Source organism: Mycobacterium adipatum, assembly GCF_001644575.1.
In the GTDB taxonomy this organism is placed as follows: Bacteria; Actinomycetota; Actinomycetes; order Mycobacteriales; family Mycobacteriaceae; genus Mycobacterium; species Mycobacterium adipatum.
Genome location: NZ_CP015596.1, coordinates 4,895,342 through 4,914,552, shown reverse-complemented (window position 1 = coordinate 4,914,552; position 19,211 = coordinate 4,895,342). Strand labels below are relative to the sequence as shown.

23 protein-coding genes and 1 pseudogene are annotated in these 19,211 nt (G+C 68.6%); 11 read left to right on the top strand and 13 right to left on the bottom strand.

What is annotated here, in order from left to right:
* The first annotated feature begins 40 nt into the window (after positions 1-40).
* A complete protein-coding gene (gene usfY, locus A7U43_RS23335) occupies positions 41-349 on the top strand; it encodes a protein UsfY (RefSeq protein WP_067999811.1) in 309 nt (102 codons plus the stop codon).
* A 66-nt stretch (positions 350-415) separates the two neighbouring features.
* On the opposite strand, the gene mbp1 is transcribed toward usfY, so the two are convergent.
* Entirely contained in the window at positions 416-652 is a 237-nt protein-coding gene (gene mbp1, locus A7U43_RS23330; RefSeq protein WP_067999808.1) for a microaggregate-binding protein 1, read from the bottom strand.
* Between the two features lie 170 nt (positions 653-822).
* Here mbp1 and A7U43_RS23325 point away from each other — a divergent pair, with 170 nt between their 5' ends.
* The 5 genes from A7U43_RS23325 to A7U43_RS23310 are packed head-to-tail and all read left to right on the top strand — an operon-like array spanning position 823 to position 3,498.
* Entirely contained in the window at positions 823-1,068 is a 246-nt protein-coding gene (locus A7U43_RS23325) for a hypothetical protein (RefSeq protein ID WP_197499901.1), read from the top strand.
* The gene (locus tag A7U43_RS29855; RefSeq protein ID WP_149443567.1) at positions 1,065-1,220 is read left to right on the top strand and encodes a hypothetical protein; all 156 of its coding nucleotides are present in this window, start codon (positions 1,065-1,067) and stop codon (positions 1,218-1,220) included. Before A7U43_RS23325 ends, A7U43_RS29855 begins: the two co-directional genes overlap by 4 nt.
* Positions 1,221-1,250: 30 nt before the next feature.
* On the top strand, positions 1,251-1,784 hold the full coding sequence (locus A7U43_RS23320; RefSeq protein WP_067999803.1) for a DUF6328 family protein: 534 nt from the start codon (positions 1,251-1,253) through the stop codon (positions 1,782-1,784).
* Between the two features lie 41 nt (positions 1,785-1,825).
* Positions 1,826-2,809 carry an LLM class F420-dependent oxidoreductase gene (locus tag A7U43_RS23315; protein WP_067999801.1) on the top strand — a complete coding sequence of 328 codons (984 nt, stop codon included), beginning with the start codon at positions 1,826-1,828 and terminating at the stop codon, positions 2,807-2,809.
* Entirely contained in the window at positions 2,806-3,498 is a 693-nt protein-coding gene (locus tag A7U43_RS23310) for a methyltransferase (RefSeq protein ID WP_231963445.1), read from the top strand. Before A7U43_RS23315 ends, A7U43_RS23310 begins: the two co-directional genes overlap by 4 nt.
* A 31-nt stretch (positions 3,499-3,529) precedes the next feature.
* Here A7U43_RS23310 and A7U43_RS23305 read toward each other — a convergent pair whose 3' ends face one another.
* Together A7U43_RS23305 and A7U43_RS23300 are read right to left on the bottom strand one after the other, a co-directional pair.
* Complete coding sequence (locus A7U43_RS23305; RefSeq protein WP_067999798.1) at positions 3,530-4,366, bottom strand: DoxX family protein; 837 nt, start codon at positions 4,364-4,366, stop codon at positions 3,530-3,532.
* Positions 4,367-4,439: 73 nt separating this feature from the next.
* Positions 4,440-4,637: a hypothetical protein gene (locus tag A7U43_RS23300; RefSeq protein WP_067999796.1), complete on the bottom strand. Its 198-nt coding sequence runs from the start codon at positions 4,635-4,637 to the stop codon at positions 4,440-4,442.
* A 174-nt stretch (positions 4,638-4,811) separates the two neighbouring features.
* On the opposite strand from A7U43_RS23300, the gene A7U43_RS23295 reads away from it, so the two are divergent.
* Positions 4,812-5,237 (top strand): ATP-binding protein, encoded by a 426-nt coding sequence (locus tag A7U43_RS23295; RefSeq protein ID WP_067999794.1) that lies wholly within the window; start codon positions 4,812-4,814, stop codon positions 5,235-5,237.
* A 26-nt stretch (positions 5,238-5,263) separates the two neighbouring features.
* On the top strand, positions 5,264-5,986 hold the full coding sequence (locus A7U43_RS23290) for an RNA polymerase sigma factor SigF (RefSeq protein ID WP_231963717.1): 723 nt from the start codon (positions 5,264-5,266) through the stop codon (positions 5,984-5,986).
* 1 nt (position 5,987) lies between these two features.
* On the opposite strand, the gene A7U43_RS23285 is transcribed toward A7U43_RS23290, so the two are convergent.
* Positions 5,988-6,359, bottom strand: coding sequence for an STAS domain-containing protein (locus A7U43_RS23285; protein ID WP_067999790.1), 372 nt, complete (start codon positions 6,357-6,359; stop codon positions 5,988-5,990).
* 285 nt (positions 6,360-6,644) lie between these two features.
* On the opposite strand from A7U43_RS23285, the gene A7U43_RS23280 reads away from it, so the two are divergent.
* Positions 6,645-7,202, top strand: a complete 558-nt coding sequence (locus A7U43_RS23280) for a nucleotidyltransferase family protein (protein WP_067999788.1) — start codon at positions 6,645-6,647, stop codon at positions 7,200-7,202.
* Here the strand turns inward: A7U43_RS23280 and A7U43_RS23275 are convergent.
* The 9 genes and pseudogenes from A7U43_RS23275 to A7U43_RS23235 form a co-directional block, all read right to left on the bottom strand.
* Entirely contained in the window at positions 7,199-7,531 is a 333-nt protein-coding gene (locus tag A7U43_RS23275; RefSeq protein WP_067999787.1) for a hypothetical protein, read from the bottom strand. The genes A7U43_RS23280 and A7U43_RS23275 overlap by 4 nt on opposite strands.
* An 80-nt stretch (positions 7,532-7,611) precedes the next feature.
* Entirely contained in the window at positions 7,612-9,408 is a 1,797-nt protein-coding gene (locus A7U43_RS23270; protein WP_067999785.1) for an acetyl/propionyl/methylcrotonyl-CoA carboxylase subunit alpha, read from the bottom strand.
* Between the two features lie 270 nt (positions 9,409-9,678).
* The gene (locus A7U43_RS23265) at positions 9,679-11,112 is read right to left on the bottom strand and encodes a hypothetical protein (RefSeq protein WP_067999782.1); all 1,434 of its coding nucleotides are present in this window, start codon (positions 11,110-11,112) and stop codon (positions 9,679-9,681) included.
* A gap of 199 nt (positions 11,113-11,311) precedes the next feature.
* Complete coding sequence (locus tag A7U43_RS23260; protein WP_067999780.1) at positions 11,312-11,728, bottom strand: SufE family protein; 417 nt, start codon at positions 11,726-11,728, stop codon at positions 11,312-11,314.
* Entirely contained in the window at positions 11,725-12,621 is an 897-nt protein-coding gene (locus A7U43_RS23255; protein WP_067999778.1) for a sulfurtransferase, read from the bottom strand. The genes A7U43_RS23260 and A7U43_RS23255 overlap by 4 nt, the downstream gene beginning before the upstream one ends.
* 56 nt (positions 12,622-12,677) lie before the next feature.
* A pseudogene (locus A7U43_RS23250) lies at positions 12,678-13,217 on the bottom strand (cysteine hydrolase family protein).
* 56 nt (positions 13,218-13,273) lie between these two features.
* Positions 13,274-13,915 (bottom strand): Maf family protein, encoded by a 642-nt coding sequence (locus tag A7U43_RS23245; protein ID WP_067999776.1) that lies wholly within the window; start codon positions 13,913-13,915, stop codon positions 13,274-13,276.
* The gene (locus tag A7U43_RS23240) at positions 13,912-14,172 is read right to left on the bottom strand and encodes an acyl-CoA carboxylase subunit epsilon (protein ID WP_231963444.1); all 261 of its coding nucleotides are present in this window, start codon (positions 14,170-14,172) and stop codon (positions 13,912-13,914) included. The genes A7U43_RS23245 and A7U43_RS23240 overlap by 4 nt, the downstream gene beginning before the upstream one ends.
* 50 nt (positions 14,173-14,222) lie before the next feature.
* Positions 14,223-15,851 (bottom strand): acyl-CoA carboxylase subunit beta, encoded by a 1,629-nt coding sequence (locus tag A7U43_RS23235; RefSeq protein WP_067999773.1) that lies wholly within the window; start codon positions 15,849-15,851, stop codon positions 14,223-14,225.
* Between the two features lie 89 nt (positions 15,852-15,940).
* Between A7U43_RS23235 and casI the strand changes: the two genes are divergently transcribed.
* Positions 15,941-17,605, top strand: a complete 1,665-nt coding sequence (gene casI / locus A7U43_RS23230; RefSeq protein ID WP_231963443.1) for a steroid-22-oyl-CoA synthetase — start codon at positions 15,941-15,943, stop codon at positions 17,603-17,605.
* Positions 17,598-19,211, top strand: a complete 1,614-nt coding sequence (locus A7U43_RS23225) for an FAD-binding protein (RefSeq protein WP_082902271.1) — start codon at positions 17,598-17,600, stop codon at positions 19,209-19,211. Before casI ends, A7U43_RS23225 begins: the two co-directional genes overlap by 8 nt.

Sequence of the window (19,211 nt, the reverse complement as noted above, 5' to 3'; positions counted from 1 at the left end):
GCGGAGCAGGAGAAGTCGGTCGGGGAAAAGGAAGTCAGCCATGAAAGGCCCCAAAGATCCTGTCGATCACACCCGCACGACGCGCACGCACGCCGGCGAGTCCATGAAAGACAACGTCATCATGCCCGCGCTCATCGTCATCGGCCTTGCCCTTGTGCTGTTCGTCGGGTGCCTGGCCGCGTTCGCCACCCGGCATCACGATGTCGGCCTGATGCTGGGCTCGCTGTCGGTCGCGGGCTTCCTCATCGGGGCGCTCTGGATGGCGGTGGAGCACATTCGGGTACGCCGCATCGAAGACCGTTGGTACGCAGAACACCCCGAGGCCATCAGGCAGCGGCCGGCCAGCTAGCGCACACGGAAAGGCCCAGCCCCGCGGGGTGCTGGGCTGGGCCGGTTCCGTTGCGCGCCAGGCTCGTTACTGCTCGGCCTTCTGGCGCTCCTCGGCGGCCTGGGCCCCGGCGCGTGCGCTCTCGGCCTCGGCCTCCTTCTTGGCCACGTCGCGCTCGGCGTCTGCCTTGTCCTGCTGGGCCTCGCCCTCGCGGACCAAGTCGTCGCGGCCGGTGACGGTGCCGACGGCTTCCTTTGCCTTGCCCTTGACGTCCTCGACGATGCCGCTGACGCCAGATTCGGGACCGGTCTTCTTGTCAGTCATGTTCAACCTTTCCGCTACGGGAGTGGATTGGAGTAGTCCCGCACCCCACAGGTCTTCCCGGTGTCTCGGTGGGCCAAACATGACCCGATGATCGCCCATGGATCCGGGGTCGGGATGTTTGACGCAGCCGTCAAACGGGTACCCGCGGGCTGCATTCATCCACGGCAATCTTGGAGGCTTCCATGGGACGCGGACTCATCGGCACGCTCGTGTTGATCTGGTTGTTGATAGGCGTGTTCGCGGCGTGGCAGCGCGATTACTTCGACAGCGGATCGGCCAACTGCGCGACCGCCGGAACCATCGCGTTGACCGTGGTCGCCGGACCGCTGAACTACGGGGGCGTCAACCCCAAGGTGACCGATTGCAAACTGCCGGAACCCAGTTCGATGGGATCGATGGAAATGAGGGTGTCGTGATCGTTCTCGGAGCAATACTGCTGATTCTCGGCCTCGTGCTCGATGTCTACCTGCTCTGGGTGGTGGGCGTCGTCCTACTCGTCGTGGGTGCGGTCTTCTGGGCCCTCGGCGCGATCGGACGGCCGGTTGCCGGCAGGCGCGCCTGGTTCTAGCGACCTTGAGGTCGAAGATCCGAGGGCACGGTGGATCGCGTGCAGCGCGATCGGCGCTGGAACGAAGCCGCCCGTCACGAGACGAGCGCGCAACGGCTGGACCGCAATTGGTCCAGCCTGCTGCAGGAACTACGGGTGGTGCAGACCGGGGTTCAACTGCTGACGGGTCTGCTGCTGACCCTGCCCTTCCATGATGGCTTCGAGGACCTGCGGTCCCCGCTGCGGATCGTCTACCTGTGCACGGTGTCCTGCTCGATCGGGGCGACGGTATTGCTGATCGCGCCGATCGGGATCCATCGGGTGTTGTTCCGGCGGCACCGGCTCGACGTCGTCGTGGGGCAGGCGCATCGACTCGCCTACGCCGGCATCGTGCTGCTGGCGCTCACGCTGGCCGGGGTGATGGTGTTGATCTTCGGCGCGGTGCTCGAACTCTGGGCCGGTGTCGTGGCGGGCACGGTCACCGCGGTCGGCATTGCGGCCTGCTGGCTGGTGTTCCCGCTCTCACTGCGGATCCGTGCCGGGTCGCCGGAGTGCGATGACAACCGGTACGGACCCGGGGACTGATCAGAGCGTTTGCCCCGTCGGTGGGTGGGTATGCCGGGGCAATGACCAGATTCGGATACACCTTGATGACCGAGCAGGCTGGTCCCAAAGATCTTGTTCGCCATGCGGTTTCCGCCGAACAGGTCGGGTTCGACTTCGAGGTCTGCAGTGATCACTACTCGCCGTGGCTGGCGGCGCAGGGGCACGCACCCAACGCGTGGCCGGTGCTGGGTGCGGTGGCCCACGCCACCAGCGAGGTCGGCCTGTACTCGTACGTGACGTGCCCGACGATGCGGTACCACCCTGCGGTGGTCGCGCAGCAGGCCGCGACGGTGCAGATCCTGGCCGAGGGCAGATTCACCCTCGGGCTGGGAAGCGGCGAGAACCTGAACGAACACGTGGTCGGCCAGGGGTGGCCGACCGCGGGCCGCAGACTCGACATGCTGGCCGAGGCCATCAGGGTGATCCGGGAGCTGTTCGGCGGCGAGCTGGTGGACTTCACCGGCGACTATTTCACCGTGGACTCCGCCCGGTTGTGGGACCTGCCGGCCGAACCGGTCGGGCTGGCGGTCGCGATGGGTGGGCAGCGGGCGGTCGAGCAACTGGCCGTGCTGTCCGATCATCTGATCAACACCGCTCCCGACGGCGACGTCGTGCAGGGGTGGCACCATCAGCGCCAAGGCATGGGCCTGACCGAGGGCCGCGTCGTCGGTCAGCTACCGGTCTGCTGGGATCCCGACCGCGACACCGCCGTGGCGCGGGCCCACGATCAATTCCGGTGGTTCGCCGGCGGTTGGCCGGTCAACGCCGACCTGCCGACCCCCGCGGGGTTCGCTGCGGCAACCAAGTTCGTCCGACCCGACGACGTGGCGTCGGCCATACCGTGCGGGCCCGATCTCGACGCCATCGTCGAGGCCGTGCGACCCTACCGGGACGCCGGCTTTACCGATATCGCATTGATCCAGATCGGCGGGGACACCCAGGACCAGTTCCTTGCCGAGGCGGCCACGCCGCTGCTGAGCGCGCTGCGCGCGGAGCTGGGGTGAGACCGACGCTGACCGGGGTGGCCCTGGACGCCACCGCTGTGTATCGGCCGCAACAGGATTCGCACCTGCTCATACGGGCGGTGCGGGAATCGGTTCCGGTGGTCGGGCGGCGGGCGCTCGATCTGTGCTCGGGCAGCGGTGTGGTCGCCATGGCCGTGGCCGGTCTGGGCGCCGCGAGCGTGACTGGGTTCGACATCTGTGCGCACGCGGTTCGCTATGCGCGCACCCGCGCATCGGTGGCCGGGGCCCGGGTGGACGTGAGGCTCGGCTCCTGGACGCAGGCGCTGGAGTGCGCGCCGTTCGACGTGGTGGCGTGCAACCCCCCGAGCCTGCCGACCGAACCCGGTCATGGCGACGGTGCGCCCCCCGGCGCGTGGGGTGCACCCAGCACGCCGTGGAACGGCGGGCCGGACGGGCGGGTGATCTTGGATCCGCTGTGTCGGGTGGCCGCCGACATGCTCACCGCCGGCGGCACGTTGCTGTTGGTCCAGTCCGAGTTTGCCGATATCGAGCGCTCACTGCGGCAATTGTCGGACAGCGGGCTGGATGCGCGCGTCGTGCTGAGCGACCAGGTCCGATTCGGGACGGCGCTCGCCGAACAGGCCCGCTGGTTGGAGCGGACCGGGCGGCTGGCCGTCGGGCGCCGGCAGCAGACGATCGCGGTGATCCAGGCCGACAAGCCGGCCTGAACCACCGCGGTGGACAGTTCGTGGAGTCGCGTCAGATCTGCTTGCGCACCCGGCGCCAGCCCGAAGACAGCTGATCGCCGCCCTGCTCGAGGGCGGTCTCGGCTAGCTCCGCGCCTCGGCGGCGAGCTTCGGCGGCCAACGGCGCGGCCCGGTCGGCGCCCTTCTGCAAAACGTGCGCGCCGCGTTCGTAGGCTTCGGCGGCCAACGGGGCCGCCCGGTCCTCGGCCTTGCGCAGTGCTTTGGCGCTGCGCTCGTAGGCGGTGGCCGCCAGCGGGACGGCCCGTTCGTAGGCCGTCTCGGCGAATTCGCGGCCGCGGTCGACGCCGGTCTGCACACCGTGGCTGAGCTTCTCGGCCAGTTCGGCGTCGATCAGGGCATCGTGCGAGGAGGACGGCAGCACGGCCGAAACCCGCTCGGCGACACGGCGTCCGGCGCGCCGTCCACGCCAACCCAGGGACGGCTTGCCCGCCGTGTCGGCGGAGGCGAGCACCAAGCCCCCGATCAGGCTCAGGTCGGTCAGGAAGCCGCGGCGCTTCTCGGCCTTGAGTGCGGGATCGCTTTCCTCCCAGAACATGTGCCTACCGAGGTTGCCGGGCACCACGGTGGCCGCCAGCAGTGCCGACGCGACCCGCGGGATGCGTCCGGTGGCCAATAGCAGTCCGCCCCCGATCTGCACCGCGGCATTGATGCGCGCCACGGTGACGGCGTTATCGGGGATCTGGTCGGCCACCGAACTCGGGAGCGCTTGAGCGGCGTCGAGCGCCGGTTGAACGGTCTCGGCGGCGGGCTTCACATCGCGGAGGGCTTCGATGCCCTGTCCGATGAATGCGGCTGACAACAGTGGGCGGGCGATTCGACGAACCAACATGGCGCGAGAGTGCCCACTGTGTGTCGGGTGCAAACCCACGGATCTCGCGATGCCGTCGGGAATGCCCGGTCAGTCAGTCGCGCCGATCGAACTCATCGGCATCCGCTTCGACAGCGGTGGCCTGTTCCTGCCAATCGGCGGTGCCGACCTCCAACGGTGGCGCGTCGCCGGCAAGGTCGGGGGCCTCGGGGTCAGATACCGGCTCCGAGTCGTCGCGGGACTGCTCGATGGCGTCGGCCTCGGGCACCTCGTCGGGAACTGGTCTGGTCATGACTCGAGGGTACTCGCCGGGCGGGTCGACACGATCGCCCGCGCGCGGGGCGTCCGGCGCTCGCCTGGGGTGGCCCGCACTCTGTTCGAGGACGCACCGCTGTGTCGGTCAACACCGTTGGTTAGCGACCCGCCGATGTGGGGTAACCTCCGAGCGGATTCAGCAGGAGGTCAGATGGTGCAGAGTACGGGCACGCACGATGGTGCGGCCGTCGCGGACAGATCGGTCGAACTTCGGGTGGCGGCCACCGTGGAGAACCTGGCCGTGCTGCGGGCTCTGGTGTCCGCTGTCGCTACGTTCGAGGATCTGGATTTCGACGCGGTCTCGGATTTGCGGCTGGCGGTCGACGAGGCCGCCACCAGGTTGATCCGGTCCGCGGTGGCCGGTTCGGCCCTGGTGGTGCGCGTCGAACCGCGCGCGGATGCGCTGGTGGTGCGCGCATCGGCGACCTGCGACGGCGACGAGGAGGCGATCGTGTCTCCCGGCAGCTTCAGCTGGCATGTGCTCAACTCACTGACCGATGAGGTCAGCACCTTCAACGACGGCGACGGCGTATTCGGGATCGCGCTCACTGCGAGACGAGCGAGCCTGCTGCAGTGAGCTCGGAATACGCCGACGTCATCGAGATGTTCCGCGAGCTCCGCGAACTCCCCGATGGCTCAGCACAATTCGCACGTCAACGCGAGCGGATTGTGCAACGCTGCCTGCCGCTGGCCGATCACATCGCGCGCCGGTTCGAGGGGCGCGGTGAAGCGCGCGACGACCTGGTGCAGGTAGCGCGCGTCGGTTTGGTCAACGCGGTCAACCGCTTTGACGTCGATGCCGGCTCGGACTTCGCGTCCTATGCCGTCCCCACCATCATGGGGGAGGTGCGCAGGCACTTCCGGGACAACGGCTGGTCGGTGAAGGTGCCGCGCCGGCTCAAGGAACTGCACCTGCGTTTGGGTGCGGCGACCGCCGAGCTGTCACAGCGGCTGGGCCATGCGCCGACCCCCAGCGAACTCGCCGCCGAACTCGGGATGGATCGCGAAGAGGTGGTCGAGGGCCTGATCGCCGGCAGCTCGTACAACACGCTGTCCATCGACAGTGGTGGTTCCGGTGATGACGAGGCCCCGGCGATCGCCGACACGCTGGGTTCATCCGACGATGCGCTGGATCAGATCGAGAACCGAGAGGCGCTGCGGCCGCTGTTGGCCACCCTGCCCGAGCGTGAACGCACGGTGCTGATCCTGAGGTTCTTCGAGTCGATGACGCAGTCGCAGATCGCCGAGCGGGTGGGCATCTCCCAGATGCATGTCTCGCGCTTGCTGGCGAAATCCCTGGCCCGCTTGCGCGACGAGTTGCAGTAGTTCAGCCCGCGCGGCGCAGATCGGTGAGCGCGTGATCGGGATCGCAGATCCGCAGCATCCGCTCGACCGGGTCGCTGGTCAGCAGGTTCCACTGGACATTCTGGCCGGCGGCTTGCACGCTGACCTTGTGTACAGCTGAAAATGCCTCTGCGGCAAAGAATGTCACTCCGCTGAGATCGAGCACCAGCTTGTCGGCGGTGCCCAGTCGCAGTTCGACATAAGAGCCGAAGTGCGCGGTGTTGGCGGCGTCGAGTTCGCCCTCGACGGTGATCACCACGGTCGAAGGGGGTAGGGACTGGCTCGTGTAGGTCGCCCGGTCGCGGGTGAGGTGTTGCGGGGCGGCCATTCGCGCGGTGGCGCTGAGGTGGGACATTTGCGGACTCCATCAGTCGGATGCACCTGGATGAACCTGATCGTGCGGGCACGCGTCCGCGTGTGCGAAGTTCGAAAAGAATCGACCCCATGGGCTTGAGGAATGTCTGCGGGGACTCTCGTGGGCCCCGTGAGTGCGATGACGCGTGATGCCGGCTGTGAACTCAACCTGGTACCGACCCTACGCCACATGATCATGGCGAACAATTGCCTTACCGGACTCTCAGGAACACGCGGACGGCCCGGCCGCTTTCGGCCCGGACGTCGTCACCGGCACACTGGTGTCATGTCCAGTGACGCCCGCGCTGTCGGCGTGGTTCTCGCCGCCGGCGCCGGTAGTCGGTATGGCCAGCCGAAAGTTCTCGCCGCAGAAGGGTATTGGCTAGAGCGGGCGGTTGCGGCCCTGGATCGCGGCGGCTGCGATGAGGTGATCGTGGTGCTTGGCGCGGCGGGCGCGGACGCCGTGGAGATACCCGTCCCGGGCCGTGCGGTACACGCCCCCGACTGGTCCGACGGGCTCTCGGCCTCCCTGCGGGCCGGGCTGAACGCCGCGGCGGATGCGGCGTGGGCCGTCGTGCACCTGGTGGACACCCCGGATATCGGCGCCGACGTGGTGCGCAGGGTGCTCGACGCGGCCCGGACGGGGTCGTCCGGGCTGGCCAGGGCGGTGTATGAGGGTCGCCCGGGCCATCCCGTCGTCATCGCACACCGGCATTTCCCGGAGCTGCTGGCGGGGCTGAACGGTGACGTGGGCGCCGGTCCGTTCCTGCGGACCCGCGCCGATGTCATCGCGGTGGAATGCGCTGACCTGGCCACCGGCGCCGATATCGACGAACCCGGTTAAGTGTGCACCTGCAGGCCCAGCGCGGCCGAGGCGTAGCGGCGCACGGTGTCCTCGGATATCGCGGCGACGTCCTCGAAGCCCGGCCGGGCCCGGCTCGACATGTGGCCCGAGACGGGGTCCAGGGCCACCTCGGCCAGCATCTCGCCGGTGGTCGGTTCGCAGACCGCCCAGGTGTAGCGGGTGTCGTCGACCCAGCCGTCGGCCGCGTCATGGACGTAGTCCAGATCGTCCTCGCCCATGTCGGTCAGGGCTGGGCGATCGTCGACACGGTCATCGCAGCGCAGCCCACGCAGGTACCACTGGCCGTTGTTGATCTCGACGGGTTCCATCGCGCCTCCAGAATGCCGAATGGCCACTTATGGCATCGGATTCCCGAGAATCCGTGCCATAAGTGGCCAGTGGACGAGTGTTAGTCCTTGATCTCGGCGATCACGGTGCCCTGGGTGATGGCGGCGCCGGCCTCCACGGACAACCCGGTGATGGTGCCGTCCTTGTGGGCGGTGACCGGGTTCTCCATCTTCATGGCCTCCAGGACCACGACCAGATCACCGGCGGAGACCTGCTGGCCCTCTTCGACGGCGACTTTCACCACGGTGCCCTGCATGGGTGCGGTCACCGAGTCGCCGGACGCGGCCGCGCCGCCCCCGCCGCCGCGCTTGCGCGGCTTGGGCTTCTTGCGGACGACACCGGCCGCCGCGCCACCGCCACCACCGATGGCCAGGTCGCCGGGCAGCGAGACCTCCAGGCGGCGGCCGCCGACCTCGACGACGACCTTCTGCCGGGGCAGGTTGTCCTCTTCGTCGAGGGGCTCGCCACCGGTGAACGGCTCGACGGTGTTGTCCCACTCGGTCTCGATCCAGCGGGTGTGCACGGCGAAGCCGTCCTGGTCACCGATGAACGCGGGGTCGGAAACCACCGCACGGTGGAACGGGATGACGGTCGCCAGCCCCTCCACGTTGAACTCGGCCAGCGCACGGCGACTTCTGGCCAGGGCCTCCTCGCGGGTGGCGCCGCTGACGATCAGCTTGGCCAGCATCGAGTCGAACTGTCCGCCGATGACCGATCCGCTCTCGACGCCGGAGTCCATCCGCACGCCGGGGCCGGTCGGGGGCTCGAATTTGGTGACCGGGCCGGGGGCGGGCAGGAAGCCGCGACCGGCATCCTCACCGTTGATCCGGAACTCGAACGAGTGCCCGCGCGGGGTCGGGTCCTCGGTGATGTCCAGGGCCTCGCCGTTGGCGATCTTGAACTGCTGCAGCACCAGGTCGATGCCCGAGGTCTCCTCGGTGACCGGGTGTTCGACCTGCAGGCGGGTGTTGACCTCCAGGAAGCTGATCAGGCCGTCCTGGCCGACCAGGTACTCGACGGTGCCCGCGCCGTAGTAGCCGGCCTCCTTGCAGATGCGCTTGGCGGACTCGTGGATCTCCTTGCGCTGCGCGTCGGTCAGGAAGGGCGCCGGGGCTTCTTCGACCAGCTTCTGGAAGCGGCGCTGCAGCGAGCAGTCGCGGGTGCCCGCGACGACGACGTTGCCGTGGGTGTCGGCGATGACCTGGGCCTCGACGTGGCGCGGCTTGTCCAGGTAGCGCTCCACGAAGCACTCGCCGCGACCGAAGGCGGCGACGGCCTCGCGGGTGGCCGAGTCGAACAACTCGGGGATCTCTTCGAGGGTGCGGGCGACCTTCATGCCGCGCCCGCCACCGCCGAAGGCGGCCTTGATGGCGATGGGCAGTCCGTGCTCCTTGGCGAACGCCAGGATCTCGTCGGCGTCCTTGACCGGGTCGGGGGTGCCCGGCACCAGCGGCGCCTGGGCGCGCGCGGCGATGTGGCGGGCGGTGACCTTGTCACCGAGGTCGCGGATGGACTGCGGGCTGGGCCCGATCCAGATCAGCCCGGCGTCCAGCACGGCCTGGGCGAAGTCGGCGTTCTCCGAGAGGAAGCCGTAGCCGGGGTGGATGGCGTTGGCGCCGGACTTCTCGGCGGCCTCGAGCAGCTTCTCGAAGACGAGGTAGGACTCGGCCGAGGTCTGGCCGCCGAGCGCGAACGCCTCGTCGGCGAGCCGCACGTGCGGCGCGTCGGCGTCGGGTTCGGCGTAGACGGCCACGCTGGCCAGCCCGGCGTCTTTCGCGGCTCGGATCACACGGACAGCGATCTCCCCGCGGTTGGCGACGAGCACCTTTGAGATCTTCGAGCTGGCGTGACTGGGCACTGGGCCTCCTGATGGCATGTTCTCTAAGAAACGTCTTTAAGAATGTATCGGGCGAAGTTTATGTGTCCAATTCCGGGGTGGCGAGTCGGACCCCCGATTTTCCGGCAAGTTACCGTTACCCTTTCGGTAAGCCACGCTTGTTACTCGTCGGTACGTTTGACGTGCTCGGTAGCTGTGCTGCGGGAATGCCCGCGAATGCACCGTCTGACCGCAACGGCGGCGCCCCGGAACGGGGCGCCGCCGTTGTTTGACAGCAGTCGAGAAGCGGGTTCAGCCGAAGAGGGTGGGGATGCCCTTCATCGACGGTGCCGGCTCCACACCGAGCGCGTTGGCCAACAGTGACGGCGCCACGTCGAGGATGTCGACCTCCTTGCGGGATGGGTCCGCGGTGACGCCGGCGCCCGCGGCCAGCAAAATGCCCTCCGGGATGTGGTAACCGGTGTTCACCCCGCCGATCCGCGCATGCACGCTCAGCCCGAGGTCGGTGGCCGGCACGTTCACGGCGGTGGCGGCGCCGGAGGGGCGCACGGTCACCGTCGTGGTGTCCTCGCCGGGGACGGTGTAGTCGATGCCGAAGGTGACGGTCTTGCCCTCCACCCGCAACCGGGCGAACAGTCGGTCGGTGCCGTTGACCAGAACCGACTCCAGCGGTGCCACCGCTTCGGCGGCGTCGGCCTCGGATTCGAACACCAGAGAGAGCATCGGGTACATCGCCAGGGCCACCTCGGCGGGCTTGAGGCCGAGCGTGGCCACCAGCTTGGTGTGATCGTCGAGGACGAACCGGCCGCCGTCGAGCTTGGGCACCGCCACCGGACCCTGGCCCATGCTGGCCGACAGCACCAGCATCGACTGCGGATGCTTGGCCAGGTACTTACGGATGCGCCCCATCTGGCGGTCGGTGATGTCCATGGCGGCGATGATGAAACTGCCGTACACCTCGTCGGCGTCGTACTCGTACTTCTCGGTGTACCCGGGCATCCCGTCGCCCCAGAACCGGTGCATCATGCCGGCGACGTGGTTGGTGAAGAAGACGCTGAGACGCGGCTTGGTCTTGCGGTGCTGGCGCCAGTACAGGTCGAAGCTCAGCGGCGCCTGCATTGCCGACCGGAAAGCCTTGTAGCGCGGGTCGATTCGCTCCTTGACCAGATGGGTGGCCAGCGTGGCGGTGGCCCGCGGGGTCAGTCCGAGCCGCACCAGGTCCACGGCCGTGCCGGCCAATGCCTTGGGGCTCAACGCCGAATCGGGGGAGAAGCCGTTCTCTCCTGTCATCGCCAGGTTGAACGCCTGAAACCGTTCCAGCGCGGGCGGATAGGTCTTGGCGTCGGAGGCAAAGGTATCCGGCACGTAGAAACCGCCGTGCGTGAACTGCCGTGCCGGCCAGCTCTGCATCGGGCCGAACAATCCGACGGACAGGCCGGCCCGCTCGGCCACATCCCAGATCGGGTCGCCGCGGAATGTCGAGGGGTCCTGCCCCAGGTCGAAGGAGTTGTGCTCGTAGGAGGAGGTGTGCAGGGTGGGCCAGGTGCGCCACGGCTGCAGGCCCTGCAACTCTTCGCGGTCCTCGTGCACGGTGGTCAGCGACTGACCCTCGGCCAGCAGCGCGGCGATGTGCGAGTCGGGACGGTGCTTGACGTAGATGTCGACGACATCCCACGGCACTTCGTTGAGTTCATACAGAATGACGTCTCTGGCCTGCCGATTCATCGAGCTGGGCCCCTTTCCTGATCGTCCTTTGCTACTGGCCCCGCCCGCGCCGGGTGGATGGCCGGGGCAGGCGCTGCGGACGGCGCTGGCCAGTTAGCTGGCTACCGGCCATTCTGGCACGGATCGGCGGGAATTGCCGTGGTCGGCAATATTGACACCAGCGACAACGGTGATGTCCCTCACAGCGGCTCGTCGCTGCTCAGCTCGCGCGTAACCGCCGCTTGATCCGGGCCAGCATCGCCGACATCCCGCGCAGTCGCAGCGGGCTGATCAAGGCGGCCAGGCCCAGGTCGGCATAGAAATCGTCGGGCACGGCCAGGATGTCGGCAGCGGACTGCCCGTCCAGGCCGGCCGCGAGGATCGAGGCGAACCCCCGGGTGGTGGGCGCTTCGGCGGGTGCGCTGAAATACAGCCGCACATGCTCGGGATCGGTCGCGTCGACATCGAGGAACAGCGGGGACTGACACTCGGGGACGGGCTCCATCGCGGCCTCCTCCAGGTGCGACGGTAACGCCGGAAGCTCATTGGCGAACTCCAGCAGAAGCTGCAGCTTGTCCTGGCCGGTGACCGCGCCGAACTCCCCGACGACCTCGGCGAGCGCCGCGGGCAGGGTCATCGTGTGCCGGGTGCCGCGCCCGGTTCGCTGCCGACGGCCACCGGCACCCGGACCGCGTTGCCCCACTCGGTCCAGGACCCGTCGTAGTTACGGACGTTGGGCAGGCCCAGCAGGTGGGTCAGCACGAACCAGGTGTGGCTGGACCGTTCGCCGATGCGGCAGTAGACGATGGTCTTGTCGTCGGCGGTGAGGTGGCCGTACAGCGCGTCGAGGTCGGCCCGGCTGCGGAACCGCCCGCTGTCCTCGGCTGCCTTGGCCCACGGGATCGACACCGCGGTCGGGATGTGCCCGCCCCGCAGCGCGCCCTCCTCGGGGTAGTCGGGCATGTGAGTGCGCTCGCCGGTGTACTCCTGGGGCGAGCGGACATCGATCAGCGGTTCCTGGCCCAGCGCATCCAGCACGTCCTCGCGGAACGCGCGGATCGCGGCGTCGGCGCGCTCGACGACCGGGTAGCCGGTGCTCGGCTTGCTCGGCACGTCCAGCGTGGTGTCGCGCCCGTTGCTCACCCACAGGTCACGACCACCGTCGAGCAGGCGCACGTCGGGGTGACCGAACAGGGTGAATACCCACAGCGCGTAGGCGGCCCACCAGTTGCTCTTGTCGCCGTAGATCACCACGGTGTCATCGCGGGAGATGCCCTTGCGGTTCATCAGGTCGGCGAACTGCGCGCCGTCGATGTAGTCGCGGACGTTCGGGTCGTTGAGGTCGGTGTGCCAGTCGATCTTCACCGCGCCGGGGATGTGGCCGGTGTCGTAGAGCAGGACGTCCTCGTCGGACTCCACGATGGCCAACCCGGGGCGGCCGAGATTGGCCGACAACCAATCCGCGGTGACCAGGCGTTCGGGATGCGCATAAGCGGCGAGGGCGGGATCTGGATCGGCAGGAAGCGACACCCCATGAGCCTACCCATGGGTAGTTCGGCTGCGCGTGCGCCCGTCGGTGCAAACGGCTAGGGCAGGCAGTCCGCGGCCGCCACGATGTCGGCCTTCATGTTGCGCTGCATCATCTGGCAGGCGGCTTCACCCAGACCTGCATCGATATGCGCCACCGCGTCGCGCGGCACCACCACGTCGTAGTGGCGGACTTAGGCATCGAGCGCGGTGTAGAGCACGCACTGCTCGGTGACCTGACCGGTGAGCACCACCCGGCGCGTGCCGAGCTGGGTCAACAGGTAGTGCAGCTGGGTCGAGTAGAAGGCGCTGTGCCGAACCTTGGTGAGCCGCAGGCAGCCGGGGCTCGGCAGGATGGGTTCGACGAGGTCCGGGCGTGCGCCGTCGAGGGCGCCGCGCACGACGTCATCCCAGTCGCCGGTGAAGTCACCGTGATTGTCGTTGACGTAGACGACGTCCACGCCGTCGCGCTGCCGCGAATCCTCGATGAGGTTGGACAGCGGGTCGATGATCTCGGCGACACTGCCGGTCAACCGGTCGGCGTCCGGATGCCGGTAGGCGTTCAGCATGTCGATGACGAGCACGGCGGTATCGGCCATGCCGGGTGGATTACCCGTCGCCGGCCGATTCGACGCGTGGGCCGCCAGGTCAGCGGTCAGCCGGCGACCCGGTTGGCCGCCCACAGCGCGGCGACCGATACCCCCAGCTGTGCCAGCAGCTGGCGCAGCAGGGGCAGGCTCACACCGATGACGTTGGACGGGTCCCCGTCGATACCGTCGATGAACCAGCCGCCCAGGCCGTCCAAGGTGAATGCGCCGGCCACCCAGAGCGGCTCGCCGCCGGCCAGATAGGCGTCCAGATCGTCATCGCCGGGAACCCCGAAACGCACTGTGGTGGTACCCGTTCGGGCGGTCTCGCCGGTGACGGCACCGGCCCGGACCCGCACCACGCTGTGCCCGGTGTGCAGCAGTCCGGCCCGCCCCGCCGCGGACTGCCACTGGCGGCGGGCGGCCTCGACGCTGCCCGGCTTGCCCCGCAGCACGCCGTCGACTTCCAGCATCGAATCGCACCCGATGACCACGCAATCGGCGGCGATATCGGCGTCGAGAAGTTCGACGACGCGGTGGGCCTTGGCGGTAGCCAGCGCCGCCACCACCGTGACCGGGGCGGCGTCGGCCATCCGCGCGATGATCGCGTCCTCGTCGACATCGGACACCACGACCACCGGCTCGATGCCGGCGTGGCGCAGCACGCCGAGGCGACCCGCTGACGCCGAGCCCAGGACCAGGCGGGTCACTTGCGCAGGTGCGTCCGCTCCAGCAGCGTCACCCGCTGCCAGCTGTGGCTCTGGTAGCGCAGCCGATCCACCGGATGTCCCCACAGGTTCTTCTCGGTGACCACCGGCTCGGTCGGACCGCCGCCGGCGGCCGACAACACCCCGATCAGGGCGGCCAGTTCGGCATCGGTGGGGGAACCCTTGAGCACCTTGATATGCGGCTCATGGGTGCCCGGTGCGGTGCCTTCTTCCACGGGGGCCTCGCTCGCTTCGCTCACAGTCGCTGAATCGTTCGCTTCGCTCACAGTCGCTGAATCGTTCGCTTCGCTCACAGTGGGATGTTCCCGTGCTTCTTGGGCGGAACCTGGCTGATCTTGCGCTCCAGCAGCCGCAGCGCGGTGCCGACATATCCGCGGGTGTGCGACGGCGGGATGACCGCGTCGACATAACCGCGCTCGGCCGCGATGTACGGGTTCACCAGGGTGTCCTCGTAGGTCTGCTGCAGCTCCAGGCGCAGCGCGTCGACGTCCTCGCCGTCCTGCGCCGCCTTCTTCAGCTCCTGGCGGTACACGAAGCCCACCGCGCCCGAGGCGCCCATGACGGCGATCTGCGCGGTCGGCCAGGCGACCACCACATCGGCGCCCATGTCCTTGGAACCCATCACGCAGTAGGCGCCGCCGTAGGACTTGCGGGTGATGACGGTGATCTTCGGGACGGTGGCCTCGCCGTAGGCGTACAGCAGCTTGGCGCCGCGCCGGATGATGCCGTTGTACTCCTGGTCGGTACCGGGCAGGAAGCCCGGCACGTCGACCAGCAGCACGATCGGGACGTTGAAGGCGTCGCAGGTGCGGATGAAGCGCGCCGCCTTCTCGGAGGCGTTGATGTCCAGGCAGCCGGCGAACTGGGTGGGCTGGTTGGCCACGATGCCGACCGGGCGGCCGTCGACCCGGCCGAAGCCGATCAGGATGTTGGTGGCGTAGCCGGCCTGCACCTCGAGGAACTCGTCATCGTCGAGGATGCGCGAGATGACCTCGTGCATGTCGTAGGGCTGGTTCGGCGAATCCGGGATCAGGGTGTCGAGTTCGTGGTCCTCGTCGTTGAGGTTGTCCTCGATGGCACCGACCGGCGCGGGCACCGGGAAGCGCGGCGGATCGGCGTAGTTGTTGGGCGGCAGGTAGCTCAACAGGTCGCGGACGTAGTCCAGCGCGTCCTGCTCACCGGAGGCGACGTAGTGCACTGTGCCGGACTTGGCCATATGGGTGTGTGCACCGCCCAGCTCCTCCATCGTGACGTTCTCGCCGGTGACGGTCTTGATGACGTCCGGACCGGTGATGAACATCTGGCTGGTCTGATCGACCATGATGACGAAGTCGGTCAGCGCGGGGGAGTAGACGTGCCCACCGGCCGCGGCGCCCATGATCAGCGAGATCTGCGGGATGACCCCGGAGGCCTTGATGTTGTTGTGGAAGATCTTGCTGTACAGGCCGAGCGAGACCACACCCTCCTGGATGCGGGCGCCGGCGCCGTCGTTGATGCCGATCAGCGGGCGACCGGTCTTGATCGCCAGCTCCTGCACCTTGACGATCTTCTCGCCGTAGACCTCGCCGAGGCTGCCGCCGAACACGGTGGCGTCCTGGCTGAAGATGCAGACTTCGCGGCCGTCGATGGTGCCGTAGCCGGTCACCACGCCGTCACCGGTGGGGCGGTTCTTTTCCAGACCGAAGTTGGTCGAGCGGTGCCGGGCCAGCGCGTCGAGTTCGACGAACGACCCCTCGTCGAGCAGGGCGTAGATGCGCTCACGGGCGGTCAGCTTGCCCTTGGCGTGCACCCGCTCGACCGCGTCCTCGCCGACCGGGTGCAGCGCCTCTTCGGCGCGCTTACGCAGGTCGGCCAGCTTGCCGGCCGTGGTGTGGATATCGGGTACGTGCTCTGCCGCCGGCTCGATAGTGCTCGTCATGGGAGTCGATGCTAGCTGTACTTCTAAGAACTGCATAAGAGAGGTGCGAGTTAAGTCACTGCGTGCCGATTGACGGCCAAGCTGGGTCGGTGCCGATCGCCCACCCCACCCGCGACTGCATCGCGGCACTGCTGCTCGATCGACGCGGGGACACCCGCCCCGGACTGCGGTCCAGGGAACGCAGCTGGAGCTGGGATCAGGTGGTCGCCGAATCCGCCGCCCGCGGCGCGCTGGGCACCGCGCTGCTGGCCGACCGGCCGGGCGCGCCGCCCCATATCGGCGTGCTGCTGCCCAACGTCGCCGAGTTCGTGTTCTGGCTCGGTGGCGCGGCACTGGCCGGGGTCACCGTGGTCGGCCTCAACCCGACTCGCGGGCCGGCCGATCTGGCGGCCGAGATCCGGCTCGCCGACTGCCAACTCATCGTCACCGACACCGCTGGGGCCGAGCGCCTGCACGCGCTGGATATCGACACCGAGCTGCTGGTGATCGACAGCCCGGCCTACGCCGCGGCCGTCGACCGCCACCGCGGCACGCCGCTGCACGCCGAGGCGGGTCCCGACACCCTGCTGCTGTTGCTGTTCACCTCCGGCACCACCGGGGCCGCCAAGGCGGTCCGGTGCAGCCAGGGCAGGCTGGCCCGGATCGCCTATGCCGCGGTGGACAAGTACGGCCACCGGCGCGACGATGTCGAGTACTGCAGCATGCCGCTGTTCCACGGCAACGCGATCATGGCGTTGTGGGCCCCCGCGCTGGCCGTCGGTGCCACCGTCTGCCTGGCGCCCACCTTCTCCGCCTCGCAGTTCCTGCCGGATGTCCGGTACTTCGGGGCCACCTTCTTCACCTACGTCGGCAAGGCGTTGGGCTATCTGATGACCACCCCGGAGCTGCCCGACGATGCGGACAACCCGCTGCAGCGCGGATTCGGCACCGAGGCCTCCCCGGACGACCAGGCCGAGTTCCGTCGCCGGTTCGGCGCCGAGCTGTTCGAGGGCTACGGCTCCAGCGAGGGCGGTGGCGCGGTGACACTGGCGCCCGACGCGCCGCCGGGCGCGCTGGGCAGACCCGCCCACGACGGTGTCGCCATCGTCGACCCGATGACGTTGAAGGACTGTCCCGCAGCGGTTCTGGATGCCGGTGGACGAGTGCTCAACCCCGACGCCGCCGTCGGGGAGATCGTCGACAAGTTCGGCACCCGCACCTTCGAGGGCTACTACAACAACGACGAGGCGAACGCGGAGCGGATTCGCCACGGCTGGTACTGGACCGGCGACCTCGGCTACCTCGACGAGGCGGGCTTCATCTACTTCGCCGGACGCCGCGGCGATTGGATCAGGGTGGACGGCGAGAACATCTCGGCGTTGACCATCGAACACGTGCTGCGCCGGCACCCGCTGGTGATCGCCGCCGCCGCGTTCGGCGTACCCGACCCGCGTTCCGGGGACCAAGTGATGGCGGCGCTCGAGGTCGCCCGGCCCGACCAATTCGACGCTGCGGAGTTCGCGGCCTTCCTGGCGGCGCAGCATGACCTGGGCACCAAGGGAGCTCCACGGCTGCTGCGCGTATCGGCCGACCTTCCCGTCACCGGGTCGAACAAGGTCCTCAAACGGGAACTGCAGCAACAACGCTGGCATACAACGGAATCGGTGTACCGGTGGGCCGGCCGCGGCACCCCCGAATACCGGCTGCTGTCGCGCGCCGACCGAACCGCGCTGGATCGCGAGTTCGCCGTGTACGGAAGGGAGCGCCATGTCTGACCCGCACTGGGATGAGACCACCGACGTGTTGGTCGCCGGGTCGGGGGCGGGCGGGGTGACCGGCGCCTACACCGCCGCCCGGGAAGGTCTGGAGGTGATTCTCGTCGAGGCGTCCGACAAGTTCGGGGGCACCACCGCCTACTCCGGCGGCGGCGGGATGTGGTTCCCGTGCAACCCCGTTCTGGCCCGCGCCGGGGTCGATGACACCCTCGACGATGCCTGGGAGTACTACCACGCCGTAGTCGGGGACCGCACGCCTGCGGACCTGCAGGAAACGTACGTGCGCGGCGGAGCGCCGCTGATCGAATATCTGGAAGCCGATGAGCTGCTGAAGTTTTCGCTGCTGCCGTGGCCGGACTACTTCGGCAAGGCGCCCAAGGCCCGCGCCGACGGCATGCGCCACATCGCGGCCAAACCGTGGAAGATCGCCGCCGCACCCGAACTGCGGGAAGCGGTGCGGGGCCCGCTGGACGCCGACCGCCTGGGCCACCCGCAGCCGCAGGACTACTTCGTCGGCGGCCGGGCGCTGATCGCCCGGCTGCTCACCGCCACCGGCCGGTACCCGAACACCTCCGCACGACTGAACACCGCGGTGGTCGAGTTGGTGCGCTCCGGCGGGGCGGTGACCGGCGCCATCGTCGAGACCGGCGGGCGGCGCCGGGCGATCCGGGCCCGCCGCGGGGTACTGCTGGCGGCCGGCGGCTTCGAGCGCAACGACGAGATGCGGGCCCGTTACGGGGTGCCAGGGAATTCGCGGGACACCATGGGGCCGTGGGGCAATCGCGGTTTGGCCCACCTGGCCGGCATCGCTGCCGGCGCCGACACCGATCTGATGGAGCAGGCCTGGTGGTCACCGGGTCTCACCCACCCCGACGGCAGCTCGGCCTTCGCGCTGTGGTTCACCGGTGGCATCTTCGTCGACGACCGCGGCCGGCGGTTCGTCAACGAATCGGCCGCCTACGACCGGCTGGGCCGGGCGGTGTTGGACGCGATGTCGGCCGGGACGGTGACCCTGCCGTACTGGATGGTCTACGACGATCGCGAGGGTGTCGTCCCGCCGGTGAAGGCCACCAACGTCTCGATGGTCGACACCGAGCGCTATATCGAGGCCGGACTGTGGCGCAGCGCCGACACGCTGGCCGATCTCGCCGCCGCGATCGGGGTGCCGCCGGACGGTCTGGTCGCGACGGTGGCCCGGTACAACGACTTCGTCCGCCGCGGTACCGACGAGGATTTCGGCCGTGGCGAGGAACCGTATGACCGCGCGTTCAGTGGGGGCGCCTCGCCGCTGGTGCCGATCGAGCGGGGACCGTTTCATGCTGCGGCGTTCGGGGTGTCCGACCTCGGGACCAAGGGCGGATTGCGCACCGATACCGCCGCCCGGGTGCTCGACACCGAGGGCCGGGTGATCGCCGGGCTGTACGCGGCGGGCAACACCATGGCCGCGCCCAGCGGGACCAGCTATCCCGGCGGCGGCAATCCGATCGGGACGAGCATGCTGTTCAGCCACCTCGCCGTGAAAGACATGCTAGGCAGAAGTGATGAGCGCTTGCGCGAAGAGCAGATCAGAAGTGATGAGCGCTTGCGCGAAGAGCAGGGGGGCTGA